Genomic DNA, 24,385 nt, shown 5'->3' with positions numbered 1-24,385 from the left:
TGACCGAGATGGATCTTTCTGCTGATTTAGTAAAGGAAACTTATTTATATAATAATAAAGAATAATGAATGGAAGATTTCTAGATAACTCTAGGAGAGCTATAAATGCCTCCTTAGAATGAAAATGCGTATCGACAACCTCAACGGCCACATATGGCGAGGAATCTAAAAAGAGCAATTTTTTCAGTTGATCGACCAAGAAGATCAAAGACAATGTACTTTCCGTACGCCAACCCAAAACCAACCTCTTTGCTCCATTTAAAGTTCTTAGTTTTTATGATTTCTCCAAACCCTTTATCTTCTGACCAAGGTCTTTCGTAATAACCGAAATGGTGCTTGCTGAATTTCTGATCAAGATAATTCTCAAGAAAGTCCACGATATAGTTGTGCTTATCTGACTCACTAACGCCTTTTTCAATATTTTGACGAATTAATCTCTTTCTAAAGAAATGTGGGGTATCTGGGTGGTTTCGTATACCAAGCAATATCTCCCCATTTCGTTTTTCGCGTAAATCCTTGTCGCGTAATTTGGCGCGAACGTTTTCATCTTCAAGCTCTAGATAAGATGTTGGTTCCCAAATGTTCTCTTCGTTTAAGAAGTATGCAATTTCGTATTTTGGCACAATCTATCCTTGGAACATAACGAGCCTGTAGATTAACTCGTTTTTTATTTGTTTTTATTAATGTATTAACCATAGCTGAGTTCCTATTTTGGTTCAATTGATTACTGTGTTTTTACCCAGAATATAAAGAAGTGTTTTATATTGTTTTAATTGACGTTTTGGACGGGATTACGGGGGTTGAGTAGCTTTAATTTAGGTTAAAAGGGCTTACCCTTATTAATGTATCGTGTTTCTCAGCTTTTCTAGATTATGTACTAGACAATACAGCTGCAATTGCGCATTCACTTTCGTTTGTCCGCGTAAAGTCAATTTGTTCATGCCTTTATTAACCGTTATATCCCGCTGTTTATTTAAAGGAAAGCAGGCTCAATACAATCAAGTCGTTTGCCATTCCTTCTATAAAAAGCTGCCGTCGCCCTATTGGGCTGTCTATTTTGACTTTGATTTTTTATAGCTGACGTTAGATTTAAATCATTAGATCCGCCGTAGGATAAGAATGTGCTACTGGCGGCAATGGCGCTCTTTACATGGAATAGCTCGCACCAAAGTACGCAGTTTAATGAAATTGGGTGTTAGCGAGCGACTCGCCATAGTCTGTGGTATCACCAGTAAAGGCCCTTGTAGAAGCTCAAAAACAAAAGGTATTAACATTGCGCTAGGCAATAACTACTTAGCTTCACAAGGTTTAGTGTCATTGAGGGATATTTGGATCAATATTCATTACGGGAGATGAACCGCCCATTGCGGACCCGCATGATGGGTGGTGTGGGGGCTGGAGGTTAGAGACCTCCGGCTACCCGATTAGGCATTTTAGATCATGTCATGCGGTTCAAGTCCAAATAAATGACCAATTATAATATCTATATCCTGCCAATTATCAGACTCTATTTGAGATAAATTTGTTTCGTTATCATCAAGACTAATTAAGCAATCAAGATGACGGCCTCTATTCAATTCAATCTGTAACATAGGATCATCAGCAACCAAATGAAGCTTTTTGTAGATATTGCCTTCTAAGTGCAAATGTTTTGAAAGTTCTATAATTAACCATTCACACTGATTTTCAAAAACATGAATAGTAACATTGTCAAATTCCACTACTTTTAAAGTATCAATACTTACAAGGCTATCTGAAAATGAACTAGGGAGGCCAAATAAATGCACATCATATTTACCAGATAAATTTAAATAATTACTAATGAACTCAAGTAAACGAGAGGTAGCTATACTAGAGTAATGAACTGTAATCCCTTTTGATTTATATTGAGCGTATTTTTTTGATACTCTTCTACAGAAAAACTGCCAATCAATATATATAGCTCCGTCTGCTTTAATAGATGGCTCCATAAGCTTAATTGTTTGTAAGACTTCTTGAGCACACGCTGCAGCATCTCTATAAATCTCACTGCCAGTAAATCTAATTAATGTATAGCCTTCTCTTTGTAAGTGCCTGTCTCGTTGAGCATCATATGTTCTATCTTCTTTAGATTTATGTGTTTCGTGACCATCTAACTCAACAATCAACTTTCTGGATTCATCAATACAATCTACACGATAACGACTTACTTGCTTTTCTCTTTCAAAAACTATATCAATTGCTTTGCATGCGTCATTAAACATTCTTTCTATAGGGGACATCTTATTACTCATAAGGAACTCTGATTGCCTAACACCAAATTAAGCGGCGCTGCCCGCTCTTGGCAGTGTCCGCTTCAATTTTATTGTGTACGCCCGACATGGGCATTGACTTATGAGGTGAAAGTCCTCTGTAGGAAGATCACCGTTTAAATAACATACTGTTATTAAACGATAACTACTAGCGAATGGCAAGGGCTAAATCGCGAGAGATAGTCTGGAGGAAGCCGCTAGCAAATCTGCGAGCTGATGAACAAAAATATCATATGAGGCGTAGGCTGAAGACGAGCTAGCACAAGATAGCGAAGTCATGTGATCTAACGGCCACCGTAAATGATGCAGTTGTGCAGAGAAAGTCGATGCACCTTATTCGGGGAGATCTGATAAACACGCATCCGCGCTAACGCTTGGAGATTACCAGTTAGGGACTGGTCTTTCAACCCTTGGCGCTCTGGTTGCTGCGACCTACAGCGAGCGAAATAGCAGTAAACAAGCGTTAGTTTAGACGCGCTTTATCGAGTAATCGCTAGAGTGATTTATCAGAAGTCAGCAGACGGCATAGTAGCCAAACGCCCATCGTAATGGAGGGGACACGGTGAAGGCCTGAACATCTTAACCAGAGGAGATACTACAATTGAACTTGAATTCACATAGATCACCGTGTTGTGATAGTGATGAACAGCGTTCTGCTGTGAATAATACCTCGAATGAATACAACCAAACAGATCGTGACCTGATGGCAAGTGTACTGAGCAACCACAATATTGGTGCAGCATGGCAACACGTTAAGCGCAATAAAGGGGCTGCCGGTATTGATAATATGAGCATTGAGGAATTTAATCACTTCGCTAAGTTACATTGGCTGGGTATTAAACACCAATTACTTAACGGCACTTATCAACCCTTGCCAGTCAAACGCGTGATGATACCCAAACCCGATGGCGGTGAGCGAATGCTTGGGATCCCCTCTGTTATCGACAGAGTGATCCAACAAGCTATTGCTCAAGTGATTAGCCCTTACTTTGAGCCTCAATTTTCACCACATAGTTATGGTTATCGCCCTCATAAAAGAGCCAGCCAAGCAGTAAATCATGTTCAATCTTGTGTTAAACAAGGTTGCAAAACAGCGGTTGATATTGACTTGTCTAAATTCTTGGATGAAGTAAACCATGACATGCTAATGAATCGTGTTGCTCGTAAAATCAAAGACAAAGCACTCATGCGCCTACTCGGTAAATATCTGCGAGCAGGGATAGCAGAGCGCGAAACAGGTCTGTGGTTTGAGTCAACCAAAGGAGTCCCTCAAGGTGGGCCATTATCCCCTTTACTTTCCAACATTTTACTCGATGAATTAGATAAGAAGTTAACCTACAAACAGCTTAAGTTTGCACGTTATGCTGATGACATAATCATTTTAGTAAAAACGAAAAGCGAAGGGCTCATAATCCAACGGGACATTACTGCGTTTATCACACAGCGATTAAAACTCAAAGTGAATGAATCGAAAAGTCGAGTCGGTCCAGTATCAGGCTCGAAATTTCTTGGGTTTACCTTCCGTTACGGTCATGTGCAGATCCACGAACAGGCGCTAAAGAAATTTAAAGCAAATGTAAGAGAACTCACTAACCGCAACTGGGGGATCTCAATGACCCTACAAATTCATAAACTCACGCAGTATTTACGTGGATGGGGACACTATTACCTAATAGCCAACGCTTATCAGTTAACGGTGGATTTAGATCATTGGATACGCCGTAGGATAAGAATGTGCTACTGGCGGCAATGGCGTAAACCACGCACGAAAGTACGCAGTTTAATAAAGCTAGGTGTTAGCGAACGACTCGCCATAGCCTGTGGCATCACCAGCAAAGGCCCTTGTCGAAGCTCGAAAACAAAAGGAATTAACATTGCGCTAGGCAATGACTATTTAGCATCACAAGGTTTAGTTTCATTGAGAGATATTTGGATCAATATTCATTACGGGAGATGAACCGCCCATTGCGGACCCGCATGATGGGTGGTGTGGGGGCTGGAGGTTAGAGACCTCCGGCTACCCGATTAACTTTCATTTTCAGCCTTAAAATCTAACCTAACTTTCAAACCTCTCTGTGCAACAGCCTCACCATCCACAACTTTTTGGTTTGTATTTCCATTTACTTAGAGCTCGAATCGCTTCTTTATCGAAGGTATCTCCGCTATCAGAATCAACAACGATTATATTTACAGGGTCACCATTTTTATCAATATCAAATTTTAATTCGACCCAACCTTCTGGCGGTAATGTCTCAGATGTTGAGTTACATCCAATTAAAAAAATTAAAAATAGAGCTAATAATAACGTTCTAAACATAAATTCCCTTTTTTGAAAGTTAACGAGCCTGTAGATTAACTCGTTTTTTATTTGTTTTTATTAATGTATTAACCATAGCCGAGTTCCTATTTTGATTCAATCGGTTACTTCGGTTTTACGTAAAATATAAAAAGAGGATTTGCTGTTGCTTTAATTGGCGTTTTGGAAGGTGTTTCTGATGTATGAGTGGCTTTATCAAAGTTAAAAGGGCTTACCTTTATTAATGTATCGTGTTTTGCAGCTTTTCTATATTATGAACTAAGCAATACAGTTGCCATTGGGCATTCACTTTCGTTTGACCTCGTAAGGTCAATTTATTCATCCCTTTATTCACTGTAATGTTCCCGAACACAGGCTCGATACAACCTAATCGCTTACTGTATTGTCGTCGCCCCATTGGGCTGTCTATTTTGACCTTCATTTTATCTATGTAGCTTAGCTTTTTGCGCGATTCATCATTTTTAAACTGCACTTGTCGGCCTGTTTTTATCGGTGGCTTTCGCATACATTGCTGTTGCAGGGGACATACTTTGCAATCTTTTAAGTAACCGCAGAATCTCGTGTACTTTTGATTATGACTGTTTACATTAACCCCGCTTCGCCACATGTCATTGCCTGCGGGGCAGCGGCAGGTTTGGGTTGCTTCATCATAATGGAAGTCGTCTGAGGTAAATAACCGTGGCTTACCTTTACTGCGTTTTAATCGGCGTTTTTCTTGCTCTGTTTCATAGGTTTCGCTGTCTTTAAACAGCGGATTTCGTTTTCTAAATTGGTTATCCGCAATGTAAGTATCAAAGCCGCTTTTCGCCATGTATTCAAGGTTCGCTTCGCTATTAAACCCACTGTCTGCTGTAAATTTTATGGCGTGTTTGTCTGTTTGTTTTTCAGTTTGGAGTTTATCGAGCTGCTGTTTTAATTGCTTAACCGCTGGCTGTAAGGTTTGTTGCTCACCCACCGAGCCCCATGCCTGTGCTTGCAGTATAATTTGATGTTTATCATCGTTTATCGCTATCCCGTTGTAGCCTTGGATTGTGCCTTTTGACGTTGTCATTTTCGCGCTATCGGGGTCGGTGATATTACTTTTTACCGGCTTGCCTTTACTGCCTGTTTTTTCTTGATGTGTCGCTAAGTACTCAGTTATTTTATCTGCACTTTTATCCAGCTTTTCTTTTTGTTTTAAATCCTGTGTTATTAACTCCTTGCCCAGCCCATCTTGTGATTGGTGACGCTCAATAATACGTTTGCTTGCGCGTTCTAGCTTTGCTTTTTTACGACCTAACTCATCGAATGTGCCGCTCCATTCTTTACTCGCATTCGATTTCAATTTACAGCCATCAATCGCAAACATATTACGACCTATCAAGCCTTCTTCATCACATATCATCAGCACTTGGGTGAACAGCGGCTCAATCTGTTCGTGCATTTTGGCCACGAAACTTGCTATTGATGTGTAATGTGGCTGAATATCCCCTGACACACTCATGAACAGAATATTGTTCTCACAGGCCTTGGCTATTCGGCGGCTACTAATTAATCCATGAGCATAACCAAGTAAAATTATCTTTAACATCACCGTAGGCGGATACGCCGCAGCGCCTGTTTTGTCGTTGTTATACCACGCGTCAAAACCCGATAAATCGAGTTTATTTTCGACAATATAACAAAGGGCATATTCAAATGTTCCCGGCAAAATTTGCTCAGCGAAATTGATAGGAATGAATTTGTTTTGGCAGGATAAGTCAGGCTTGTAGTTGGCCATAACAGTTTACCGTGGGTGAATAATATCTATTAGATCACACCGAACAGATGGATTCAAGGTTAAAAAGCAATCAAGTCAAGTGTGTATAATCAGTTCCTAAAAAGAGTAATTCTACAGCCTCAACGCCTTACTAAGAGGCAAATATCAGTTGGTTAAAATAAGCGACGAAGGAGCAAAAACCAACTGTTATTTGTCCTGCTGCAATGACTTGATACTCATTGAGCCTCCTCCCCAGCATCGCGATTATTCGCTACGCTGAAAAGGCAACCAACCTTACAGGAGAAAGCTCAATGAACTTTTACAATAACATGCATCCATATTATTGTGGAATCGATTTACACGCGCGATTACTTTACGTCTGTATCATTGATAATACAGGACTTATCCTTGTTCACAAGAAAATTAAAGATGATCCTGATGCACTGCTAAAACTACTTAAACCGTATATCGGTGACATTGTGGTTGGCGTAGAGTGCATGCACTGTTGGTATTGGGTCGCTGATTTTTGCAAAGAACACACTATCGACTTTATTCTCGGTCATGCTTTGTATATGAAAGCGATTCATGGCGGCAAAGCCAAAAACGATAAAATAGATTCACACAAAATTGCTAAACTCATCCGTGGTGGTAACTTTCCACTAGCTTATGTCTATGACAAAGATATGCGTGCTACACGCGATTTATTGCGCCGAAGAACTAAAATCGTCCGTCATGGCGCTGATTTAAAAGCCCATGTCGCCAATACGGCCAGCCAGTACAATTTACCTGCCCATAATGTCAATTTAAAAAACGTCTGCGACAGAGAAAAGATGCGCTATTACTTTCCTGATCCCGTAGTACAACGCTCTATTAATTTAAACATGGCCATACTCGATTGCTATCATAAGGAGCTTAAGCCTTTAGAGCATTACATTGAACAAATGGCAAAACAGCACAACCCTGTTCACCTTAATATTTTGCAAACAATTAATGGTATAGGCCGCATTCTTGCACTCACCATTATTTACGAAATTGGTGACATCAATCGCTTTTCAAGCGTACAAAAGTTCGCTTCATATAGTCGGTTAGTCAAATGCAAAGCGGAGTCTGCTGGCAAAACCTATGGTACCCAAGGTAATAAAATTGGCAATGCACATCTAAAATGGGCGTTCTCGGAAGCTGCCGTATTACTGCTGCGTCACAATCACAACGCCAACAAATACCTTGAAAAACTACAAAAGCGAATGAGCAAAGCCAAAGCACTGTCAGCGCTTGCGCATAAGCTGGGTCGCTGTGTTTATTTTATGCTTAAAAAAGAGACGGTATTCGATGAAGAAAAATTCTTAAAGAGTTAGTCACGGTACTGAGTGAGCTGAACATCTAACTGGATATAAGGCTGAGCATCAATCAATTGGGTGAGTTAATAACCAACAAGGTTTAACCTGATTATATGCCTACAGACCTAAGCCACTTGCCTTGATTAGACGCTCAGTACGCGTGCATTAATACAATAAACAAAGTCGCTTACACCTGACTTGAGCCTGAAACTAACTGGATCACCAAGATGAAACCAGCCGCCTTGAATAGTGCCATGATTAGGTTAACCGATGAATGTCTAGTGCCCCAGCAACCCCAAAAGGATATGGGAAAAATCTGGCTGCGATGAGATCGCAATAAGAGAGCCTCTATATGTGTTTGCCGTAAGCTACTTGCTTAACAGCCGCATCGACAGACGAAGTAAACGAATTTGTTTATTGATTTTTAATTGACCGTCAATTTATAAAAACGGTCAAAAAAACACTATTGCCTATTGACAGAGTTAAGGCTCATATGTGTTAGAAGGCTATTGCTCAATACTTTGTAGTTCCAATTTTTTAAGAGCAAAATCGCCTCGCTCAGAAACACTTAAGGCTGAATCTTTTGAGAATTTATTAGCCAGTGTTTTAGCTTCATTTCCTAATGAATCTAATTCTCTAATAAGTATTTCAGCGGCAACCCTTCTTACTAATGACGAACGGTCACCTGACGCTTGATGCAAGCTTTTTAGAAATTGAAGCTCCGAAGTTAACTTTCTTTTACCAATTATGGGCATTACTCTGCCTTTACAGAACCTCACATCCGTCCATTTCCATTTATAACCTTCAACCCATGTCATTTCACCTTCAAACAAACATCTAAATGCTTTAGCACGAACGGATGGTTGCACGGCATTTACAGCAAAATCATGTAGTTCACTATCGAAAGTAGCCTCTCGCCCTATTTGAGAAAAAATTGTAGGTAAAGGGCCTGAAGTGCCATTTAATATTTTTATTTTTAAAGCCGCGGCGACCGGCTTAGATGAAATAATTTTTAACAATACTTTCTTGTCTTCGTCTTCAATTCGTCCCCACGAATTCCAATTCGATAGAATTAAGCAGAGCCCATCCGCTACGTGTTCAGGGTTAGAAAGCTCTGCTATTTTAGGTAAGTGTTCTCTTACCGCCTTTCTGACTTGAGGTACCCAATCATTTAATCGGCGTAGAACTAAGGCGAAGAAAAAAGTATTTGGCGCTCCATTAGATAAAGTACGAATTGTCTTTTCTCTTTTGAAGCCGTCCCAGCTACATAAATCAACCCAAGTTAAAAAGTGTTGTGGTTTATTCCAGATTTTCCACTTAGGTTGAGCGGTAGCTTCTAACGCTTTATAAAATTCATTCCGAATTAACCTTTCCCAGTAATCTAATTTAGTTAAAGGTAAAGAAGATGTTGCATTTACAAGCGCAGACATATCAGATACGACTTTACTTCCTGAATTCATTGAACGAGCAAAGTCATGAACTCCTGATATAACGGCTTCTTCCATAATTTAATTGAACTCCAATCTAGAGTGCCTTCTAACAATTTTATAGTGCGCGAAGGGCGGATCTTTCTGCCGATGCCACGCTTATGTATTTATAAATCTATTTTTAACAAATAACATAATGTATTACCAACTATAAATTTTTTATTGGCGCTAAAGATATTCAAAGAAAAGAACATGCGCTCATCGCTCATTTTCTTGAATATGGGAGCAAAACAACTAAACTGTATATTTATACAGTTATTTATATTGGTAATGACATGAAAACGCGCTCCCCATTTTTAAATTATATCGCTGATTATATGTTGGTACGTCAGTATTCATTACGTACCGTGGATACGTACCTAAGGTGGATTGCATCTTATATTCATTTTAATGATAAGCGCCACCCCGCTTCAATGGGAAACAATGAAGTCGAACGATATCTAGAACATCTAGTGTTAAAACAAAATGTTGCACCGCGTACGCAAGCAACAGCTCTCAATTCATTGTCATTTTTATACAAACACATAATAAAAAATGAACTGTCGTTGAATTTAAATTTTGCCCGCAGTAAGAAACAAGCAAAACTACCTGTAGTAATGACGCCTGAAGAAGTCAAAATATTAATGACTCATTTAAATAAACGCTATTATTTAATTGCTGCCCTTATGTATGGAAGTGGTTTAAGAGTAATGGAAGCAGTGCAACTAAGAGTGAAAGATATTGATTTTGATTACAAGTGTATTCAAGTATGGAATGGCAAAGGTAATAAACACCGTATTGTAACGCTGGCCACCGAGCTAATACCGATGCTGAGAAATCAAATTTTACACGTTGATGACCATCTAAAACTTGATTTAAAAAATTCTGATTATGCTGGTGTATGGATGCCTTATGCTTTAACAAAAAAATATCCTTGCGCAGCAAAATCACTTACATGGCAATATTTATTTCCCTCTCATATATTAAGCACAGATCCTCAAAGTGGTGAAATAAGACGACATCATTTTCATCACTCGTGTGTAAGAAAAGAAGTAAAGAAAGCAGTTCAAAAATCGGGATTAACAAAAATAATAACACCGCATACCTTACGTCATTCATTTGCAACGCATCTATTGCAAAGTGGTGCCGATATCAGAACAGTTCAAGCTCAGCTTGGCCATTCAGATGTCAAAACAACGCAAATATATACTCATGTTTTACAGCAAGGAGCAAATGGTGTTGTAAGCCCATTAAGTAAAATATTTTAAACTTTATCAATGTTCATTTCACGGCAAAAGTATGATGAAAAAGCACGCCTATTAGATTAAAAATGAGGTCATTACAATTTTGATGAGGATTTACCAAAAGCACATTATGAGAAATAGTATTGGTAATTTTTAGATAGTTTGAAAAAAGGAAATTTACAACACCCAAATGAGGAATTTGGGTGGCAGTCTTACCAGCCACATCTCGGCACACACGTCACAAACTGTGGCTGCTCCCTTCCGGGCCTGACCAGGTTCGCCTGCTAGTGTTGCGAGAGGACCAATAAGACTACCATTGAGGGCCTTGTTTGGCGCGGGAGGGATTATCTCTACTTTTGCACTCTTATTCAAGAGAAAATCAAAAAAGAAAGTGCGATTGCATGTTAAACACACAATCACACTGTTTTTTATACGATTTTAATTATTACTTACTGTTGCTTATCGAGTTCTGCTTGTACGTTACGCAGTACGGCTTTTATTTTTTTCATGTTCTCTGGGCCCATGCGTAGTAGCTGTTTTTGCGCGGCTGGTAAGCCCTCCCATTCTGAGTAAGCATATTGGTACGTTACTGAGTCGCGCAATAATGGCATATCACCTTTTGGCTCAGGTGTATCAAGTAGTAACTCAATAGCCTCTTCAAGAGTTTGATTAAACGCATCACCTTGGTAGCCAATCTCGGTATAAGCATCGTTAATAAGCGGTTTATACTCTTCGTATAAACGCACTATTTGCGCTGCGCTCATGCTAGTAAATATTTTAACGTACGGGGTGTAACGTTCGTAGCTATTAGGGTCAATCGTGAGTATTTCACCTTCAATAACGCTAAAGCTTTCTTCAGGGCGTTCAACTGGGGCGTGCTTTGCAGCCACTTTACCTTTTGCTAGGTTGTCAATAAATACAACACCACGGCGAATAACGTCATCTGTCACCAATAATCCCATAACTTGGTCACTTAGGTATTCGTCAATATTGGCAACGACCACTTCATCACTTTCATTTAAGCTAGGGAGCGGTTCAACCTCAAGTGCAGGCTCGGCATCTCTACTAGGTGGACGCTCTACAACCTCAGGCTCTGGTAATACTTCTGGGTCAGGCTCAGTTTCCTTTGGCTCTGGTGCTTGATACTCTTGAATTGGTTGCTCTACAGGGGCTTGCTCAACAACGGGCTGTGGCTCTTCATCCGAGCTTAATAAAACAAATGCGGCAGCACATGCAATAACAATCAGTATAACAAGTGCAAATAACAAATTGTTGTTTGGTGGACGTTTTTCGACATCTGGCTGTGGTGATTGATCTGACATACGAACTCCATAAAAATTAAAATGCATTATTCAAACACTTAGAGTCGACTAAGTGAGTAAAATTCCCAATCAAGCGATAAAAAAAGTGTTCTCGCTCAGGTATCCTTTGATTCTTCTAGCTTAAAGACTTACAGTTAATAAATAAAGTAAAGACGGTCAACAGTTTAATCGCAACCATGAAAATAAAACAAGTCGATAAAAATAAGCCTAAAGTAGCTCTACTATTAACTGGGGGGGGGGCGCGTGCTGCTTATCAAGTCGGGGTATTAAAAGCACTTGCGCAAAGTATGCCTCGCACAGCTCCGCTTCCTTTTACCATTATTAATGGCACGTCAGCGGGTGCAATCAACTCTGCTGCTTTAGCGTGCTATGCATCTTGCGCCCATTTAGCCACTCGAAAGCTCGAACATGTGTGGAAAAACTTTTCTACTTCAATGGTTTATAAAAGTGACTTTATTAGTGTATTTGGCCATATAGCGCGAAATATGCTGACCAGTTTTCAGTCTGAGCATATTAACCATCCACCAGCTAGTTTGCTTAACAATCAGCCGCTTCGCAAGTTACTTAGCGAGATATTAGATTTAACCAGCATTGAGCGTAACCTTCACCGTAATTATTTAGATGCATTGTCAATTACGGCGTCTAGTTATACCACTGGTGACTCTGTGGCGTTTTTCCAGTCGAACACTCAATCACCTTGGCAACGAGCCAAACGTGAAGGGCAAGCGACACGAATAAATGTTGAGCATTTAATGGCGTCCAGTGCAATTCCGATGGTGTTCCCAAGTGTTAATGTACACAATCACTATTTTGGTGATGGTTCAATTCATCAGCTGTCACCACTCAGTCCAAGTGTGCATTTAGGCGCTGAAAAAATCTTTATTATCGGGGTTGATCAACCAAAAGAGCTACACCCACCGGGCTACTTGCCGCATTTCCCGGGGTTATCTTCAATTGCGGGTCATTTACTTGATAGTGTTTTTAGCGATACCTTGCAATCAGACTTAGAACGCTTACAACGAATAAACCGTACGTTGGGGCTCATGCCAGGACGTGATAAACACCAAGAGTTAAAACAAATAGAAACGTGTGTGATCAACCCATCAGAGAACTTTAATGCCATTGCTGCTCAGTATTATGATGATATGCCGCTGCCCATCAAAATGCTTTTGCGTATGATTGGTGTAAAAAAGCGCTCTCAGTCGAGTTTAACCAGTTACTTATTATTCGAAAAACGCTATACCCAACATTTAATTGAAATAGGCTATAAAGATGGTATAGAAAAACTCCCACAGATCAGGGCGTTTTTAGAGCTAGATTAAATTATTCGCTGCCATCAATAAGGTAACGCTCTACGCGCTCTACTCGCCTAGGCTTGCCTTGAAGTACTAAGATGTCGCCGGTGAGTAAAAGAGTATGGTGTGAGGGCGAGTCTATTTCACGACCTTGGCGGCGCAGAGCCCTTACCGTTACTCTGCGCTTTTCTAAATGCAGCTCATTGATACTTTTATCAACCGAAAACGCCCCCTCAGGTAATGCTATGACATGTAAGTACTCTAGTCGCTCTGCATTATTATCCTCTTTGCTAAATTTGTCGCCAGCAAAAAAGCCATGTAAATACTTATAGCGATTTCTCCGTTCTTTACTCACTCTTCTAACGATACGGGTCATTGGCACACCTGACATATACAACACATGTGATACCAACATTAAACTGGCTTCAAGGGTCTCTGGTACAACTTCTGTTACACCTAACTCTTGTAATAATTCGAGCTCACTGTCATCTCTCGTACGCAAAAGAATTTTAACTTCTGGGGCAATTTGTTTTATTGCATCAACCACTATTTGTGTTTGCTCAAAGTCAGTAAAAGTAATAATCACTAAGCGAGCTCGCTCAACCCCTGCTGAGCGTAAAATATCTTTTTGTTTTACATGACCAAAAATCACCGGCTCACCGGCGGCTTTTGTTTCTTGTACTAATACTGGGTTACTTTCAACTGCGACATACTCTATCGCCTCGGGCTTTAAAAACCGCGCAATAGTTTGGCCAACCCGTGAAAAACCACATATCACCACATGGTTACTGTATACAACACTACTGGTAGGTGGTTGCTGTGCATAGCTTTGTGCATTTTTAAGGTAGCCGAATTTTGCTAACAGCCAGGGGGTACGCTCAATGAGGTAAGGCGTGAGTGCCATCGACATAACCGCAAGCGCAATTAAAAAAGATGCTTGCTCAAACAACAATAGCTGGTGCTTCATCGCTAATGCTATAAGTACAAAACCAAACTCTCCCATTTGCCACAACATCCCCCCTGTGGCTAGGGAGTCTTGCTTTCTCTCGCCCATAAATTGTGCGAGCACGGCTATAACACCTATTTTTAAAACAAACATGAGCGCCAAAGCGGCTAATATCCAATACCAAACATCAACCACAAATAAAATGTCGAGCTGCATACCCACAGTAACAAAAAATAAACCCATAAGAATATCGCGAAACGGTCGTATATCAGCTTCTAGTTGATAGCGGTACTGGCTCTCTCCAAGCATCATACCGGCTAAAAATGCTCCGAGCGCCATAGATAACCCAAATAAATAAGTAAGCCCGGCAGCAAATAACGCAACCAGTAACGTCGTTAAAACAAACAATTCTTCTGTGCGCATTAGTGCAACTTCGCTAAATACACGAGGTAATAGCCACTTTCCAATGGCCCATAACAGCACACAAACAAATGCACCTTTGGTTAGTGCAACAGCCAGTGCCCAAGCTATGCCCTCTGAGTCACTACTTTGCGCAAGTAAAGGTAAAATAATTAATAGCGGCACCACAGCTATATCTTGAAACAATAAAATCCCCACAGCCAGCTGTCCGCGCCGCTGCTTTAAATCGCCTGATTCTTTAAGTAATTTGACTACCACTGCTGTTGATGAAAGCGCCATTAAGGTGGCAACTGTAAAGCTTGTTAAAAGTGAAAGACCAAGCAGTAATAAAATAAGCATGATCACCACACTGGTCACCACCACCTGCAAAGTTCCTAGGCCAAACACAATACTTCGCATGGCCATTAACCTACTAACAGAAAATTCTAAACCTAAACTAAACAATAAAAAAACAATGCCGAGCTCTGCGACAAAATGAATTTCATTACTTTGCGCCATCCAACCAATGCCATGGCTACCGGCCAATAAACCTGTAGCTAGATAAGCTAGGATTGGTGGCAGGCCTACGCGTTTAAATAGCCACACTAAAACCACCGCAGCAAGCAGTAAGCCAAAAACTTGAGCTATTACACTGTGCAAGTAGACCTCCGCTAATTTACTTGTTCTAAAGAGCCATTAAAAAGCGACCAACTAATAAGTTAACTATAGCAACTATCTGTTTTTCGACCAGTTTGAAATAGTGGCACAAAAATCGCTTTATTTAAGTTATAACCACTCCTGGGGGGAGATTTCAGTGGAAAACGTCCATATTTTGACGCAACGCATTTCGGCTCGTGGCGAGTTCCTGCCGTTTTCGGCAGAGCATTACCGAAATAATGAGCCTGCGGCTATTCATAGTTTAGTTGCAAAGCTACAAACTACGTTAAATATTGAGGAAATACTCAGCATTTACGCAGAAAATGCAAAGCAAGTTATTAATTTTTCAGGTATGCAGTTTCAATCGTCGCAAGGTGTGACCCAAGTTAATAACAGTGATAATACCAATCCACCCTACTCGTTTGATTTAGATATAAACAATGAGCATTTAGGGCAATTGATTTACTTTAGCCAGTATCCACTAACAGGGAATATTGAAGCTAAGCTAGTGGGATTACATAATGCCTTAGTGTACCCGTTGAGAAATGCATTAATGTATAACCGCGTGTTACGTTTAGCCACTAAAGACACGTTAACGGGGTTAAATAACCGCAGCCAATTTAATGACATTTTATTAGAAAAGCTGGAACGCTGTCGACGTCAGCATCGTCCATTCAGTTTGATGTTGCTTGATTTAGACAACTTTAAGCAAGTTAATGACAGCTTTGGTCATAAAATTGGCGATGACGTATTAAAAGAGTTTTCAACAGTATTACAAACCAGTATTCGCGGCACTGACTCAGTATTTCGCTTTGGTGGCGACGAGTTTGCTATTTTAATCGACGATCCTGAATTTATTACTAATAAAGTCATTGCACAACGCATAATGCGTTTAGTGGGGGATTCCAGTGTTATGGCACAATACCAAGTCACTACGAGTATTGGCTATACTTTGGTAAATAGCCATGATTGTGAAGATGAGATATTTTCGCGTGCTGATAAAGGCTTATACAAAGCTAAAGCCGCAGGTAGAAACTGCGCTAGGGCGTATTAATAAATAGGTAGCGCCTAGCCCCCAAGGCGCTTAACGTTTACTTATTAGCTTATAACCGAGTAATGCTAAGCAAAAACCAAAAAAGAACCCACTCACTAAATAAAGTAACGCTGCCATGGTGGCAAGCGGCATCATAACCACCAATAATAAAGGCACACTCACCCCAGTTATAAAATAAATTCCCCCTTTACCCAGCCAATAAGCGATTAAAATAATTCCACAGGCTAAACCGCCTATAAACGCATAGAGTAAGGTTAGTAAGTCGATTTCAAATAAAAAAACCTGCTGCTATTGCAATCAATGTTGTTACTAACAAGCCAAGCGGTGCTTTATTAACAAGTGATAAGCCGACATGAGGCTGTTGGTTCATGTATGGTACTCCCAAAAAAATTCCTTCATCGCTAACATGATTTGCACTGATGAAGTAACCGACGACTTGAACTAACTCGTCGTTATAGAAAATAAGTGGCACACTGGCTCGTAACCAAGGAGCTACTTTTGCATCTTTAAACCAATGCTTTACAGTATTGCGGCCGGGTTTATTCAAAGGTTTTATTTTTGCCTGAGGATAATCAAATCTCACTGTTACATGCTCGTCGGCTTGAGGGGGTCTTATACCCTTGCCTTGCACTGCGCTGATATGAGCGCCGTTATTAAGAATGAAGGTGTCATTTGATTGCGCAGTGACAATAACTGGCGCTTGTGCTTTGTGTTTTACAAAATACAAAAAACCTTGATGACGACGGATGTCTCCGTCTTTTAATTGTATTTTTAACTGTGCGTCAGCCTGTGCATTAATCCCTTGCTCTAAGATTTGCTCAGTTTGCTTTTGCGATGGCATTAAGGCAGTAAACTGCTCAAGCCAACAGCGTAATACATTTGCTTGGCGTGCAGCACTGTACATTGCAAGCTCGCCACAGCTTAAGCCTTGAGTTTCATTTTGGCATTGAGCTAAATCTTGCAAGGTATATTCGTGAAGTAAATCCTGCTGCTGTTGCAGTAACCTAATACTGCGTGAAGCGCTTTTTTCAAAACCGGTAAATTTACCTGATAAAACCGACACCACTTTTTGCCGGATAAAGTTACGGTCAAATCGCTCATCGCTATTTGAATCATCAGTAATATGAGCCAACGAAAAGCGTTGAGCAAACGATTCGATTTCTGTGCGAGTGGTATTCAGTAAAGGTCTAAAACACACACGGGCGCTATTAAGCGTTCGTGTTTGCCGCATTGATGATAACCCCTTTAAGCCTGAACCACGCTTAAGGCGAAGTAAAAACGTTTCTAGCTGATCATTTAAATGCTGGCCCAGTAAAATAACACTGCCCTTAGCGCTATGTTTATCTAATGCTAAATACCGCGCATTACGAGCCTGCTCTTCTAAACTGGTGCGCGAACGTTGCTCGATAGTTACTTGCGCAGCTGTAAATGCGACATTTAATAGTCGGCATAAATTAGCACAAAACCGTTGCCAGTCATCAGCATAATCACTCAATCCATGATTAACGTAAACAGCACTCAGTTGCAGCGCTGGTATTTCACGTTTCATTTCATTCATCACATGTAATAACACCACGGAATCCACCCCACCTGAGAGCGCGATTGTAAATGACGTTTGATTCTCATCGACAAACGGCATTACGGCGTTTTTAACTTGTAGATACAAAGGCGTTGAATGCATGAATTAAACCGCAAAATAGTTAATGAATAGCTCCTAGCTCCTAGCTTACAAACATTTTAAAACAAAAAAGCCGCTAAAGCGGCTTTTTTCTGCATTCTAGCTATTTTTTAGCAATAACCAAATGACATTAATCGTTTGTAACGTTGATCAAGCATTTCATCAAGCGACAGCGCTTGAAGATCTGCAAGGTCACGTTTAAGCTGATTTTTCAGGTTTCTAGCCATTGCATCGTAGTTACGATGTGCACCACCTAAAGGCTCTTCGACTAGATTGTTGATCAAATCAAGCTCTTTAACGCGCGCAGCGGTAACACCCATAGCTTCTGCAGCTAGCGGGGCTTTATCAGCGCTTTTCCAAAGGATTGATGCGCACCCTTCTGGCGAAATTACTGAGTAAGTGCTGTATTGCAACATGTTAACACGATCGCCAACACCAATTGCCAGTGCACCACCTGAACCACCTTCACCAATAACTGTACAAATAGTTGGCACTTTGAGTGCTGCCATTACTTTTAAGTTACGTGCGATAGCTTCAGATTGGCCACGCTCTTCTGCGCCAACACCTGGGTATGCACCCGGTGTATCGATGAAGGTCATAATTGGCATTTTAAAACGTTCAGCCATTTCCATTAGGCGTAATGCTTTACGGTAACCTTCAGGCTTTGGCATACCAAAGTTGCGTTTAATTTTTTCAGCTGTATCACGTCCTTTTTGTTGACCGATCACCATTACTGGTTGACCTTCAAAACGTGCTACGCCACCTAAAATAGCCGGATCATTTGCAAAAGTACGATCACCAGCTAACTCGTCAAACTCCGTAAAAATGCGCTCGATATAATCTCGAGTATAAGGACGCAACGGATGACGGGCTAACTGAGAAACCTGCCAAGCGCCTAATTTCGAGAATATTTCCTCTTTTTGTTGGGCACTTTTTTCTTTTAATCGGCTGACTTCCTCTTCTAACTCAAGGTCTAATTCGCCAGCGCGGCTTATATTTTGTAACTCTTCAATTTTTGCTTCTAATTCTGCGATTGGAAGCTCAAAATCAAGATAATTGAGGCTCATGCTCTAAACTACCTAATTAGTTAAATTCTAGTTCTACATCTTGTGCAGCCATCAGTGAAAGCTTATGAATTAAGTCATCACTAGGCGTAACACACCATTCTGTACCTAAGGTTAACTCAGCCAACGCATCTGGACGTTGATAGAAAACCCTAATCGGACATGTACCGAACTTATAAGGTTCGAGTACTTTTTGTAAATTATCGAAGAAGTTCGCCTCGATTTGCACCATATTTAGCGTCATTTTAATCGCTTTTATGCGTTTTTCTCGCGCTTGCGCTATGGTGCATATGTCTCTGGCGGTCATTGTAATGCCACCGGAGAAGTTATCAAAGCTGACCTGTCCAGATATTACCAAGATATTGTTGATTTGCAGCATATCTTGGTACATTTCAAACTGTTCTGGGAATAAGCGTACATCAATACGGGCACTCTTGTCATCTAAAGTTATAAGCCCCCAACGATTTCCCTTCTTATTTATTAGTGTACGAGCTGCAATGACAAGCCCTGCAGCGGTAGATTGCACATCACGATTAGTTGGCTGTAAATCGACTAAACGTCCTGTAGTGTAATGCTTAAGCTCTCTACGGTATTGATTTATCGGGTGACCGGTTAAATAAAGACCTAGTGTTTCTTTTTCACCGTCTAACCACTGGTTATCTGTCAATGGTGTAGCTTTTATAAAGGCTTGCTCAACCTCATCAGGCTCTGTGGCAAGTAAACCAAATAAATCAGTCTGTCCTAATGACTCGGCTTTATTGTGTTGATCAGCGGCGCGCATCGCATCTTTCAGGCTCGCTAATAACGTGGCACGTCCTGGTTGAGTTTTATCAGGGCCAAGTTGGTCAAGTGCACCGGCGTAAATGAGTTTTTCTGTAACTCGCTTATTTAAACGCTTTAAATCCACCCGGGCGCAAAAATCAAATAAGTCTTTAAACGGGCCACCTTCATTGCGCGCTTCCAAAATTGCATCAACAGGCGCTTCACCCACTCCTTTGATAGCCCCAATACCATAAACAATCTCACCTTTGAGGTTTACTGTAAATTTATAGGCACCGGCGTTAACATCTGGCGGCAACAAGGTCAGTTTCATGTTTTCACATTCATCAACCAAGGTAACGATTTTATCGGTGTTATCCATATCGGCCGACATTACCGCAGCCATAAACTCGGCCGGAAAGTGCGTTTTCATCCACAAGGTTTGATACGAGACTAATGCGTAAGCTGCGGAGTGAGATTTGTTAAAACCGTAACCAGCGAATTTCTCTACCAAGTCGAAGATTTTAATTGCAAGTTCGCCGTCAATGCCGTTGTTTCTGGCACCATCTTCAAAGGTTGAACGCTGCTTTGCCATTTCTTCTGGCTTTTTCTTACCCATTGCACGACGCAGCATATCTGCACCACCTAGCGTGTAGCCCGCTAAAACCTGCGCGATTTGCATTACCTGCTCTTGATACAAGATGATGCCGTAAGTAGGCTCAAGAATAGGCTGTAAGCTTTCGTGCTGATATTGAGCGTCGGGGTAAGAGATTTCTTCTCGGCCCAATTTACGGTCGATAAAGTTATCTACCATGCCCGATTGCAGTGGGCCGGGTCTAAACAAGGCCACCAAGGCTATCATATCTTCAAAGCAGTCAGGTTTAAGACGCCTGATCAGATCTTTCATACCTCGTGACTCGAGCTGGAATACCGCGGTTGTTTCAGCGCGTAATAATAGCTCTATACTCTTTTTATCATCCAGTGGAATTGCGTTGATATCAACAGGCTTTTTGCCTTCACGCTCTAGGCGCTCGTTGGTCATATCAATTGCCCACTGCAAGATTGTCAGCGTGCGAAGACCCAAGAAGTCGAATTTAACCAGACCTGCTGTTTCAACGTCATTTTTGTCAAACTGAGTAACCGGGAATTTACCTTCATCATCACAATAAAGGGCTGCAAAGTCAGTGATAGTGGTGGGTGATATAACAACACCACCCGCGTGCTTACCGGCATTACGTGTACACCCCTCAAGGATGCGGCACATATCAATTAAGTCTTTAACTTCAGAGTCGCCATCGTAAGCTTCTTGCAAGCGCGGTTCAACGTCAAAAGCTTTTGCTAAAGTCATCCCCGGATCGCCAGGTATCAATTTTGAAATACGGTCAACAAAACCATAAGGGTGCCCAAGCACACGACCAACGTCACGAATAACTGCTTTAGCCGCCATGGTACCGAAGGTGATGATTTGCGATACCGCGTCACGCCCATACAGCGCTGATACATGGTCGATTACTTCATCACGCCTATCCATGCAGAAGTCGACGTCGAAATCCGGCATTGAGATACGTTCAGGGTTCAAGAAACGTTCGAAAAGTAAGTCAAACTCAAGCGGATCAAGATCGGTAATTTTAAGAGCATAAGCCACCAATGAGCCCGCACCAGAACCACGCCCAGGCCCCACTGGAATATTGTTATCTTTACTCCATTGGATGAATTCCATTACGATCAAGAAGTAACCAGGGAAACCCATTTGGTTGATTACACCAAGTTCTATTTTTAGTCGCTCGTCATATTCACCGCGTTTTTCTTTGCGCTCTTGTTCATCAGGGAATAAAAACTGCAACCGCTCTTCAAGGCCATCTTCTGAGACTTTAACTAGGAAGTCTTCAATTTTTAGCGAGCCAGTTGGGTAATCAGGCAAAAAGTAAGTGCCAAGCTGTACCGTTACATTACAACGCTTGGCTATTTCGACGCTGTTTTGTAGTGCTTCGGGAATATCGCTAAACAACTCAGCCATTTGCTCTGGCGTTTTTAAGTACTGCTCTTGTGAAAAACGTTTTGGACGGCGTTTGTCATCAAGCGTGTAACCATCAAAAATGGCAACGCGAATTTCATGCGCTTCAAAGTTCTCGGGTTTTAAAAACACCACTTCGTTGGTGGCAACCACGGGCAACTGCTCAACGCTTGCCAATTCAACCGCTAAATGTAGATACTCTTCTTCTTGGGCACGTGAACTGCGAATAAGCTCAATATAGTAATGGTCGCTAAAATGCTGTTTATAAAAGCTAACTACAGATTCAATAATACCCGCGTTACCTTTTAACAGTGCCTTACCTAAATCACCATCTTTTGCGCCAGAGAGTAAAATTAAGCCTTCTTTATGCTCCACCAGCCACTGTCGGTCAATCACCGGACGATGAAATAAATGCCCGCGTTGATATGCTTTTGAAATCAATAAGGTGAGGTTTTTATAGCCAGTATTGTCTTTGGCTAAAATAACCAGCCGACACGGCCCTTCAGGGAACTCTGGACTGTGTAGCCAAAAATCTGCGCCAACAATAGGCTTAATACCAGCATTATGGGCTGTATCGTAAAAGCGTACTAAACCACATAAGTTCATTTGATCGGTAATTGCTAAGGCAGGTAATTGTAGTTCTTGTGCTTTGGCAACTATCGGTTTGGTTTTAGCCAAACCATCAACCATCGAAAAGTCAGAGTGAACCCGTAAATGTACAAAATCAGGAGCTGCCATTATTGCTCCTGTATCGCCAGTACACGTTGTACTGGTTTAAAACTTTTACGGTGTTCAGCAATTGCGCCGTATTGCTCAAGGGCTGCAAAATGCGCTTTCGTCGGGTAACCTTTATGACCAGCAAAACCGTATTGCGGATAACGTTTATCTAGTTCAATCATTTCATCGTCACGAGCAACTTTCGCTAAAATAGAGGCTGCTGAAATTTCTGCCACTAAGCTATCACCTTTAACAACGGCTTGTGCTGGCATTGTTAAAGAAGGCACTCGATTACCGTCAACAAATACAAACTCTGGAGTCGTAGATAAGCCTTCTACAGCACGTGTCATTGCCAACATAGTGGCGTGTAAAATATTTAGCTTATCAATTTCTGTTGGACTACACCGGCCAATTGACCAACACAGTGCTTTTTCTTTAATCTCAATTGCCAATGCTTGACGTTTTTTATCAGTCAATTTTTTTGAATCTGCAAGACCTATAATCGGGTTTGTAGGGTCAAGTATGACCGCAGCAGTAACCACGTCACCAACAAGCGGCCCACGGCCGACTTCATCAACACCAGCAATAAAGGTTAGGTTTGGTCGTTCAATTTGCATTTAATAACTCCGCTACTGCTGCCGCTGCTTGCTCACTGGCATTTAAACGTATTTGCTGATGAATTGCTAAAAATCGGGCTTTTAATTCGCGGTTATCGCTATTAAGCATAGGCTCAAGGGCATTCGTAAGGTTGTCCACGTTACAGTCTTTTTGCATAAACTCAGGAACTAACTCTTCATCGGCTAATAAGTTAGGTAATGAAAAATACTTAATATTAAAAGTAAATAAGCTTTTGAAAATCCAGTAGCTCATTGCTTTTATTTTATAGCCCACAACCATTGGTTTTTTATACAGCATACCCTCTAAGGTGGCAGTACCTGATGCGATTAAAATAGCATCTGCTGCTTGCATGGCAATGTCAGATTGTCCATCCAACAGTTGTATTTTTAAATTGGGTGCTGTGGCTGCTAAAATTTCACTAAATTGTGCTTTACGCTTGTCATTAACGAGGGGCACCACTATTTTTAAATTCGGGTTTTTCGCCTGTAAGCCAGCGGCTGTTTTTATGTAAGTCTCACTTAATAACCCAACCTCCGAGCCACGACTGCCAGGTAACAGCGCTAATACTTTATCATCTTGGTTTAGGCCAAGCTGCGACCGCGCCGCACTATCATCATGTTCAAGGGCAATGTCATCCGCCAATGTATGCCCGACAAATGTACAAGGTACATTATGTTTATCGTAAAAGGCTTTTTCAAAGGGTAGTAAAGCAAGTACCAAGTTAGTAGCGGCACTTATTTTATAAATACGTTTTTCACGCCACGCCCAAACCGAGGGACTCACATATTGAATTGTTTTAATACCCGCATCTTTTAATGGCTTTTCGATACGTAAGTTAAAGTCAGGCGCATCTATGCCAATGTAAACATCGGGTGGGTTATCAATAAAGTGCTGCACTAGCTGCTTACGAATTTTTAATAATCGAGGTAAACGACCTAACACTTCAACCAGCCCCATCACAGCCAGCTCTTCCATATCAAAAGGCTACTACAGCCCTGGGCTTGCATTTTAGGCCCAGCTATGCCTTCAAATAAGGCATTAGGATAACGTTTTTTCAGCGCTTTTATTAAGCCCTCACCTAATATATCACCTGATAACTCACCCACCACTATGGCGATACGTAACGGTTTAGTTTGATTGTTCATTGATTATTTTATTCGCAATTAGCGTTGCATTTATTTCTGTCAGTTTAACGTGTTTTGCCAATAGGATAAATGTCATAGAGTTAATAAATACTTTAATTATAAAAATACCATCCACGTCGGTTCTGCTCAGCCTTCGACAAATATTAGGTACAAAAGTGGAGAAAACAATAAAAAAAATTAAACAATTGAATACTTTTGCTTTTATTACTAGTATTACATTAGAATTATCTAATATAAATAAAAAGGAACTACTCTTAGTGTTCTTTATACTATTTTTTAGTTGACTAAACTTAATATAAGATTAACATTAACGAACTTTCAGTAA

At 40.9% G+C, this 24,385-nt stretch carries 17 protein-coding genes, 1 other RNA gene and 3 pseudogenes; 6 read left to right on the top strand and 15 right to left on the bottom strand.

Going from position 1 to position 24,385, the window contains the following annotated elements:
• Positions 1-139 precede the first annotated feature (139 nt).
• Together ACU8V8_RS04745 and ACU8V8_RS04740 are read right to left on the bottom strand one after the other, a co-directional pair.
• Complete coding sequence (locus ACU8V8_RS04745) at positions 140-622, bottom strand: hypothetical protein (protein ID WP_446888992.1); 483 nt, start codon at positions 620-622, stop codon at positions 140-142.
• Positions 623-838: 216 nt separating this feature from the next.
• Positions 839-1,070 (bottom strand): annotated as a pseudogene (locus ACU8V8_RS04740) (transposase); the annotation flags it as partial.
• A gap of 30 nt (positions 1,071-1,100) precedes the next feature.
• On the opposite strand from ACU8V8_RS04740, the pseudogene ACU8V8_RS04735 reads away from it, so the two are divergent.
• Positions 1,101-1,355, top strand: a pseudogene (locus tag ACU8V8_RS04735) (group II intron reverse transcriptase/maturase); the annotation flags it as partial.
• 77 nt (positions 1,356-1,432) lie between these two features.
• Here ACU8V8_RS04735 and ACU8V8_RS04730 read toward each other — a convergent pair.
• Positions 1,433-2,272, bottom strand: coding sequence for an endonuclease domain-containing protein (locus tag ACU8V8_RS04730; protein WP_446888991.1), 840 nt, complete (start codon positions 2,270-2,272; stop codon positions 1,433-1,435).
• Between the two features lie 619 nt (positions 2,273-2,891).
• Here ACU8V8_RS04730 and ltrA point away from each other — a divergent pair.
• A complete protein-coding gene (ltrA, locus tag ACU8V8_RS04725; RefSeq protein WP_446888990.1) occupies positions 2,892-4,247 on the top strand; it encodes a group II intron reverse transcriptase/maturase in 1,356 nt (451 codons plus the stop codon).
• Between the two features lie 129 nt (positions 4,248-4,376).
• On the opposite strand, the gene ACU8V8_RS04720 is transcribed toward ltrA, so the two are convergent.
• Positions 4,377-4,607: an energy transducer TonB gene (locus tag ACU8V8_RS04720; RefSeq protein WP_446888989.1), complete on the bottom strand. Its 231-nt coding sequence runs from the start codon at positions 4,605-4,607 to the stop codon at positions 4,377-4,379.
• Positions 4,608-4,827: 220 nt separating this feature from the next.
• Positions 4,828-6,366 (bottom strand): transposase, encoded by a 1,539-nt coding sequence (locus tag ACU8V8_RS04715; protein WP_446888988.1) that lies wholly within the window; start codon positions 6,364-6,366, stop codon positions 4,828-4,830.
• Between the two features lie 290 nt (positions 6,367-6,656).
• Here ACU8V8_RS04715 and ACU8V8_RS04710 point away from each other — a divergent pair, with 290 nt between their 5' ends.
• Positions 6,657-7,700, top strand: coding sequence for an IS110 family transposase (locus ACU8V8_RS04710; RefSeq protein ID WP_446888987.1), 1,044 nt, complete (start codon positions 6,657-6,659; stop codon positions 7,698-7,700).
• A 488-nt stretch (positions 7,701-8,188) separates the two neighbouring features.
• Here the strand turns inward: ACU8V8_RS04710 and ACU8V8_RS04705 are convergent, their stop codons facing one another.
• Complete coding sequence (locus ACU8V8_RS04705; protein ID WP_446888986.1) at positions 8,189-9,187, bottom strand: hypothetical protein; 999 nt, start codon at positions 9,185-9,187, stop codon at positions 8,189-8,191.
• Positions 9,188-9,444: 257 nt separating this feature from the next.
• Between ACU8V8_RS04705 and ACU8V8_RS04700 the strand changes: the two genes are divergently transcribed.
• Positions 9,445-10,416 (top strand): integron integrase, encoded by a 972-nt coding sequence (locus ACU8V8_RS04700; RefSeq protein ID WP_446888985.1) that lies wholly within the window; start codon positions 9,445-9,447, stop codon positions 10,414-10,416.
• A 186-nt stretch (positions 10,417-10,602) separates the two neighbouring features.
• On the opposite strand, the gene ffs is transcribed toward ACU8V8_RS04700, so the two are convergent.
• Together ffs and ACU8V8_RS04690 are read right to left on the bottom strand one after the other, a co-directional pair.
• Positions 10,603-10,699: signal recognition particle sRNA small type (ffs, locus tag ACU8V8_RS04695), an RNA gene on the bottom strand.
• 142 nt (positions 10,700-10,841) lie between these two features.
• Complete coding sequence (locus ACU8V8_RS04690; RefSeq protein ID WP_446888984.1) at positions 10,842-11,714, bottom strand: DUF3014 domain-containing protein; 873 nt, start codon at positions 11,712-11,714, stop codon at positions 10,842-10,844.
• A 176-nt stretch (positions 11,715-11,890) separates the two neighbouring features.
• On the opposite strand from ACU8V8_RS04690, the gene ACU8V8_RS04685 reads away from it, so the two are divergent.
• Positions 11,891-13,036, top strand: a complete 1,146-nt coding sequence (locus ACU8V8_RS04685; protein ID WP_446888983.1) for a patatin-like phospholipase family protein — start codon at positions 11,891-11,893, stop codon at positions 13,034-13,036.
• 1 nt (position 13,037) lies between these two features.
• On the opposite strand, the gene ACU8V8_RS04680 is transcribed toward ACU8V8_RS04685, so the two are convergent.
• Complete coding sequence (locus tag ACU8V8_RS04680; protein ID WP_446888982.1) at positions 13,038-15,014, bottom strand: cation:proton antiporter domain-containing protein; 1,977 nt, start codon at positions 15,012-15,014, stop codon at positions 13,038-13,040.
• A gap of 154 nt (positions 15,015-15,168) precedes the next feature.
• Between ACU8V8_RS04680 and ACU8V8_RS04675 the strand changes: the two genes are divergently transcribed.
• Positions 15,169-16,065: a GGDEF domain-containing protein gene (locus tag ACU8V8_RS04675; protein WP_446888981.1), complete on the top strand. Its 897-nt coding sequence runs from the start codon at positions 15,169-15,171 to the stop codon at positions 16,063-16,065.
• A gap of 30 nt (positions 16,066-16,095) precedes the next feature.
• Here ACU8V8_RS04675 and ACU8V8_RS04670 read toward each other — a convergent pair whose 3' ends face one another.
• The 6 genes and pseudogenes from ACU8V8_RS04670 to lpxB form a co-directional block, all read right to left on the bottom strand.
• The gene (locus tag ACU8V8_RS04670) at positions 16,096-16,221 is read right to left on the bottom strand and encodes a hypothetical protein (protein ID WP_446888980.1); all 126 of its coding nucleotides are present in this window, start codon (positions 16,219-16,221) and stop codon (positions 16,096-16,098) included.
• A 112-nt stretch (positions 16,222-16,333) separates the two neighbouring features.
• Positions 16,334-17,746: a tRNA lysidine(34) synthetase TilS gene (tilS, locus tag ACU8V8_RS04665; RefSeq protein WP_446888979.1), complete on the bottom strand. Its 1,413-nt coding sequence runs from the start codon at positions 17,744-17,746 to the stop codon at positions 16,334-16,336.
• Between the two features lie 107 nt (positions 17,747-17,853).
• Positions 17,854-18,810: an acetyl-CoA carboxylase carboxyl transferase subunit alpha gene (gene accA / locus ACU8V8_RS04660; protein WP_087530680.1), complete on the bottom strand. Its 957-nt coding sequence runs from the start codon at positions 18,808-18,810 to the stop codon at positions 17,854-17,856.
• Between the two features lie 16 nt (positions 18,811-18,826).
• Entirely contained in the window at positions 18,827-22,318 is a 3,492-nt protein-coding gene (gene dnaE, locus ACU8V8_RS04655; protein ID WP_446888978.1) for a DNA polymerase III subunit alpha, read from the bottom strand.
• Positions 22,318-22,914 (bottom strand): ribonuclease HII, encoded by a 597-nt coding sequence (rnhB, locus tag ACU8V8_RS04650; protein ID WP_446888977.1) that lies wholly within the window; start codon positions 22,912-22,914, stop codon positions 22,318-22,320. Before rnhB ends, dnaE begins: the two co-directional genes overlap by 1 nt.
• Positions 22,904-24,060, bottom strand: a pseudogene (gene lpxB, locus ACU8V8_RS04645) (lipid-A-disaccharide synthase). Before lpxB ends, rnhB begins: the two are co-directional and overlap by 11 nt.
• Positions 24,061-24,385: the final 325 nt, after the last annotated feature.

The sequence above is a fragment of the Pseudoalteromonas sp. SaAl2 genome, assembly GCF_052947895.1.
Note: the sequence above shows the minus strand (reverse complement) of the source record. Positions and strands in the feature narration are given on the sequence as shown.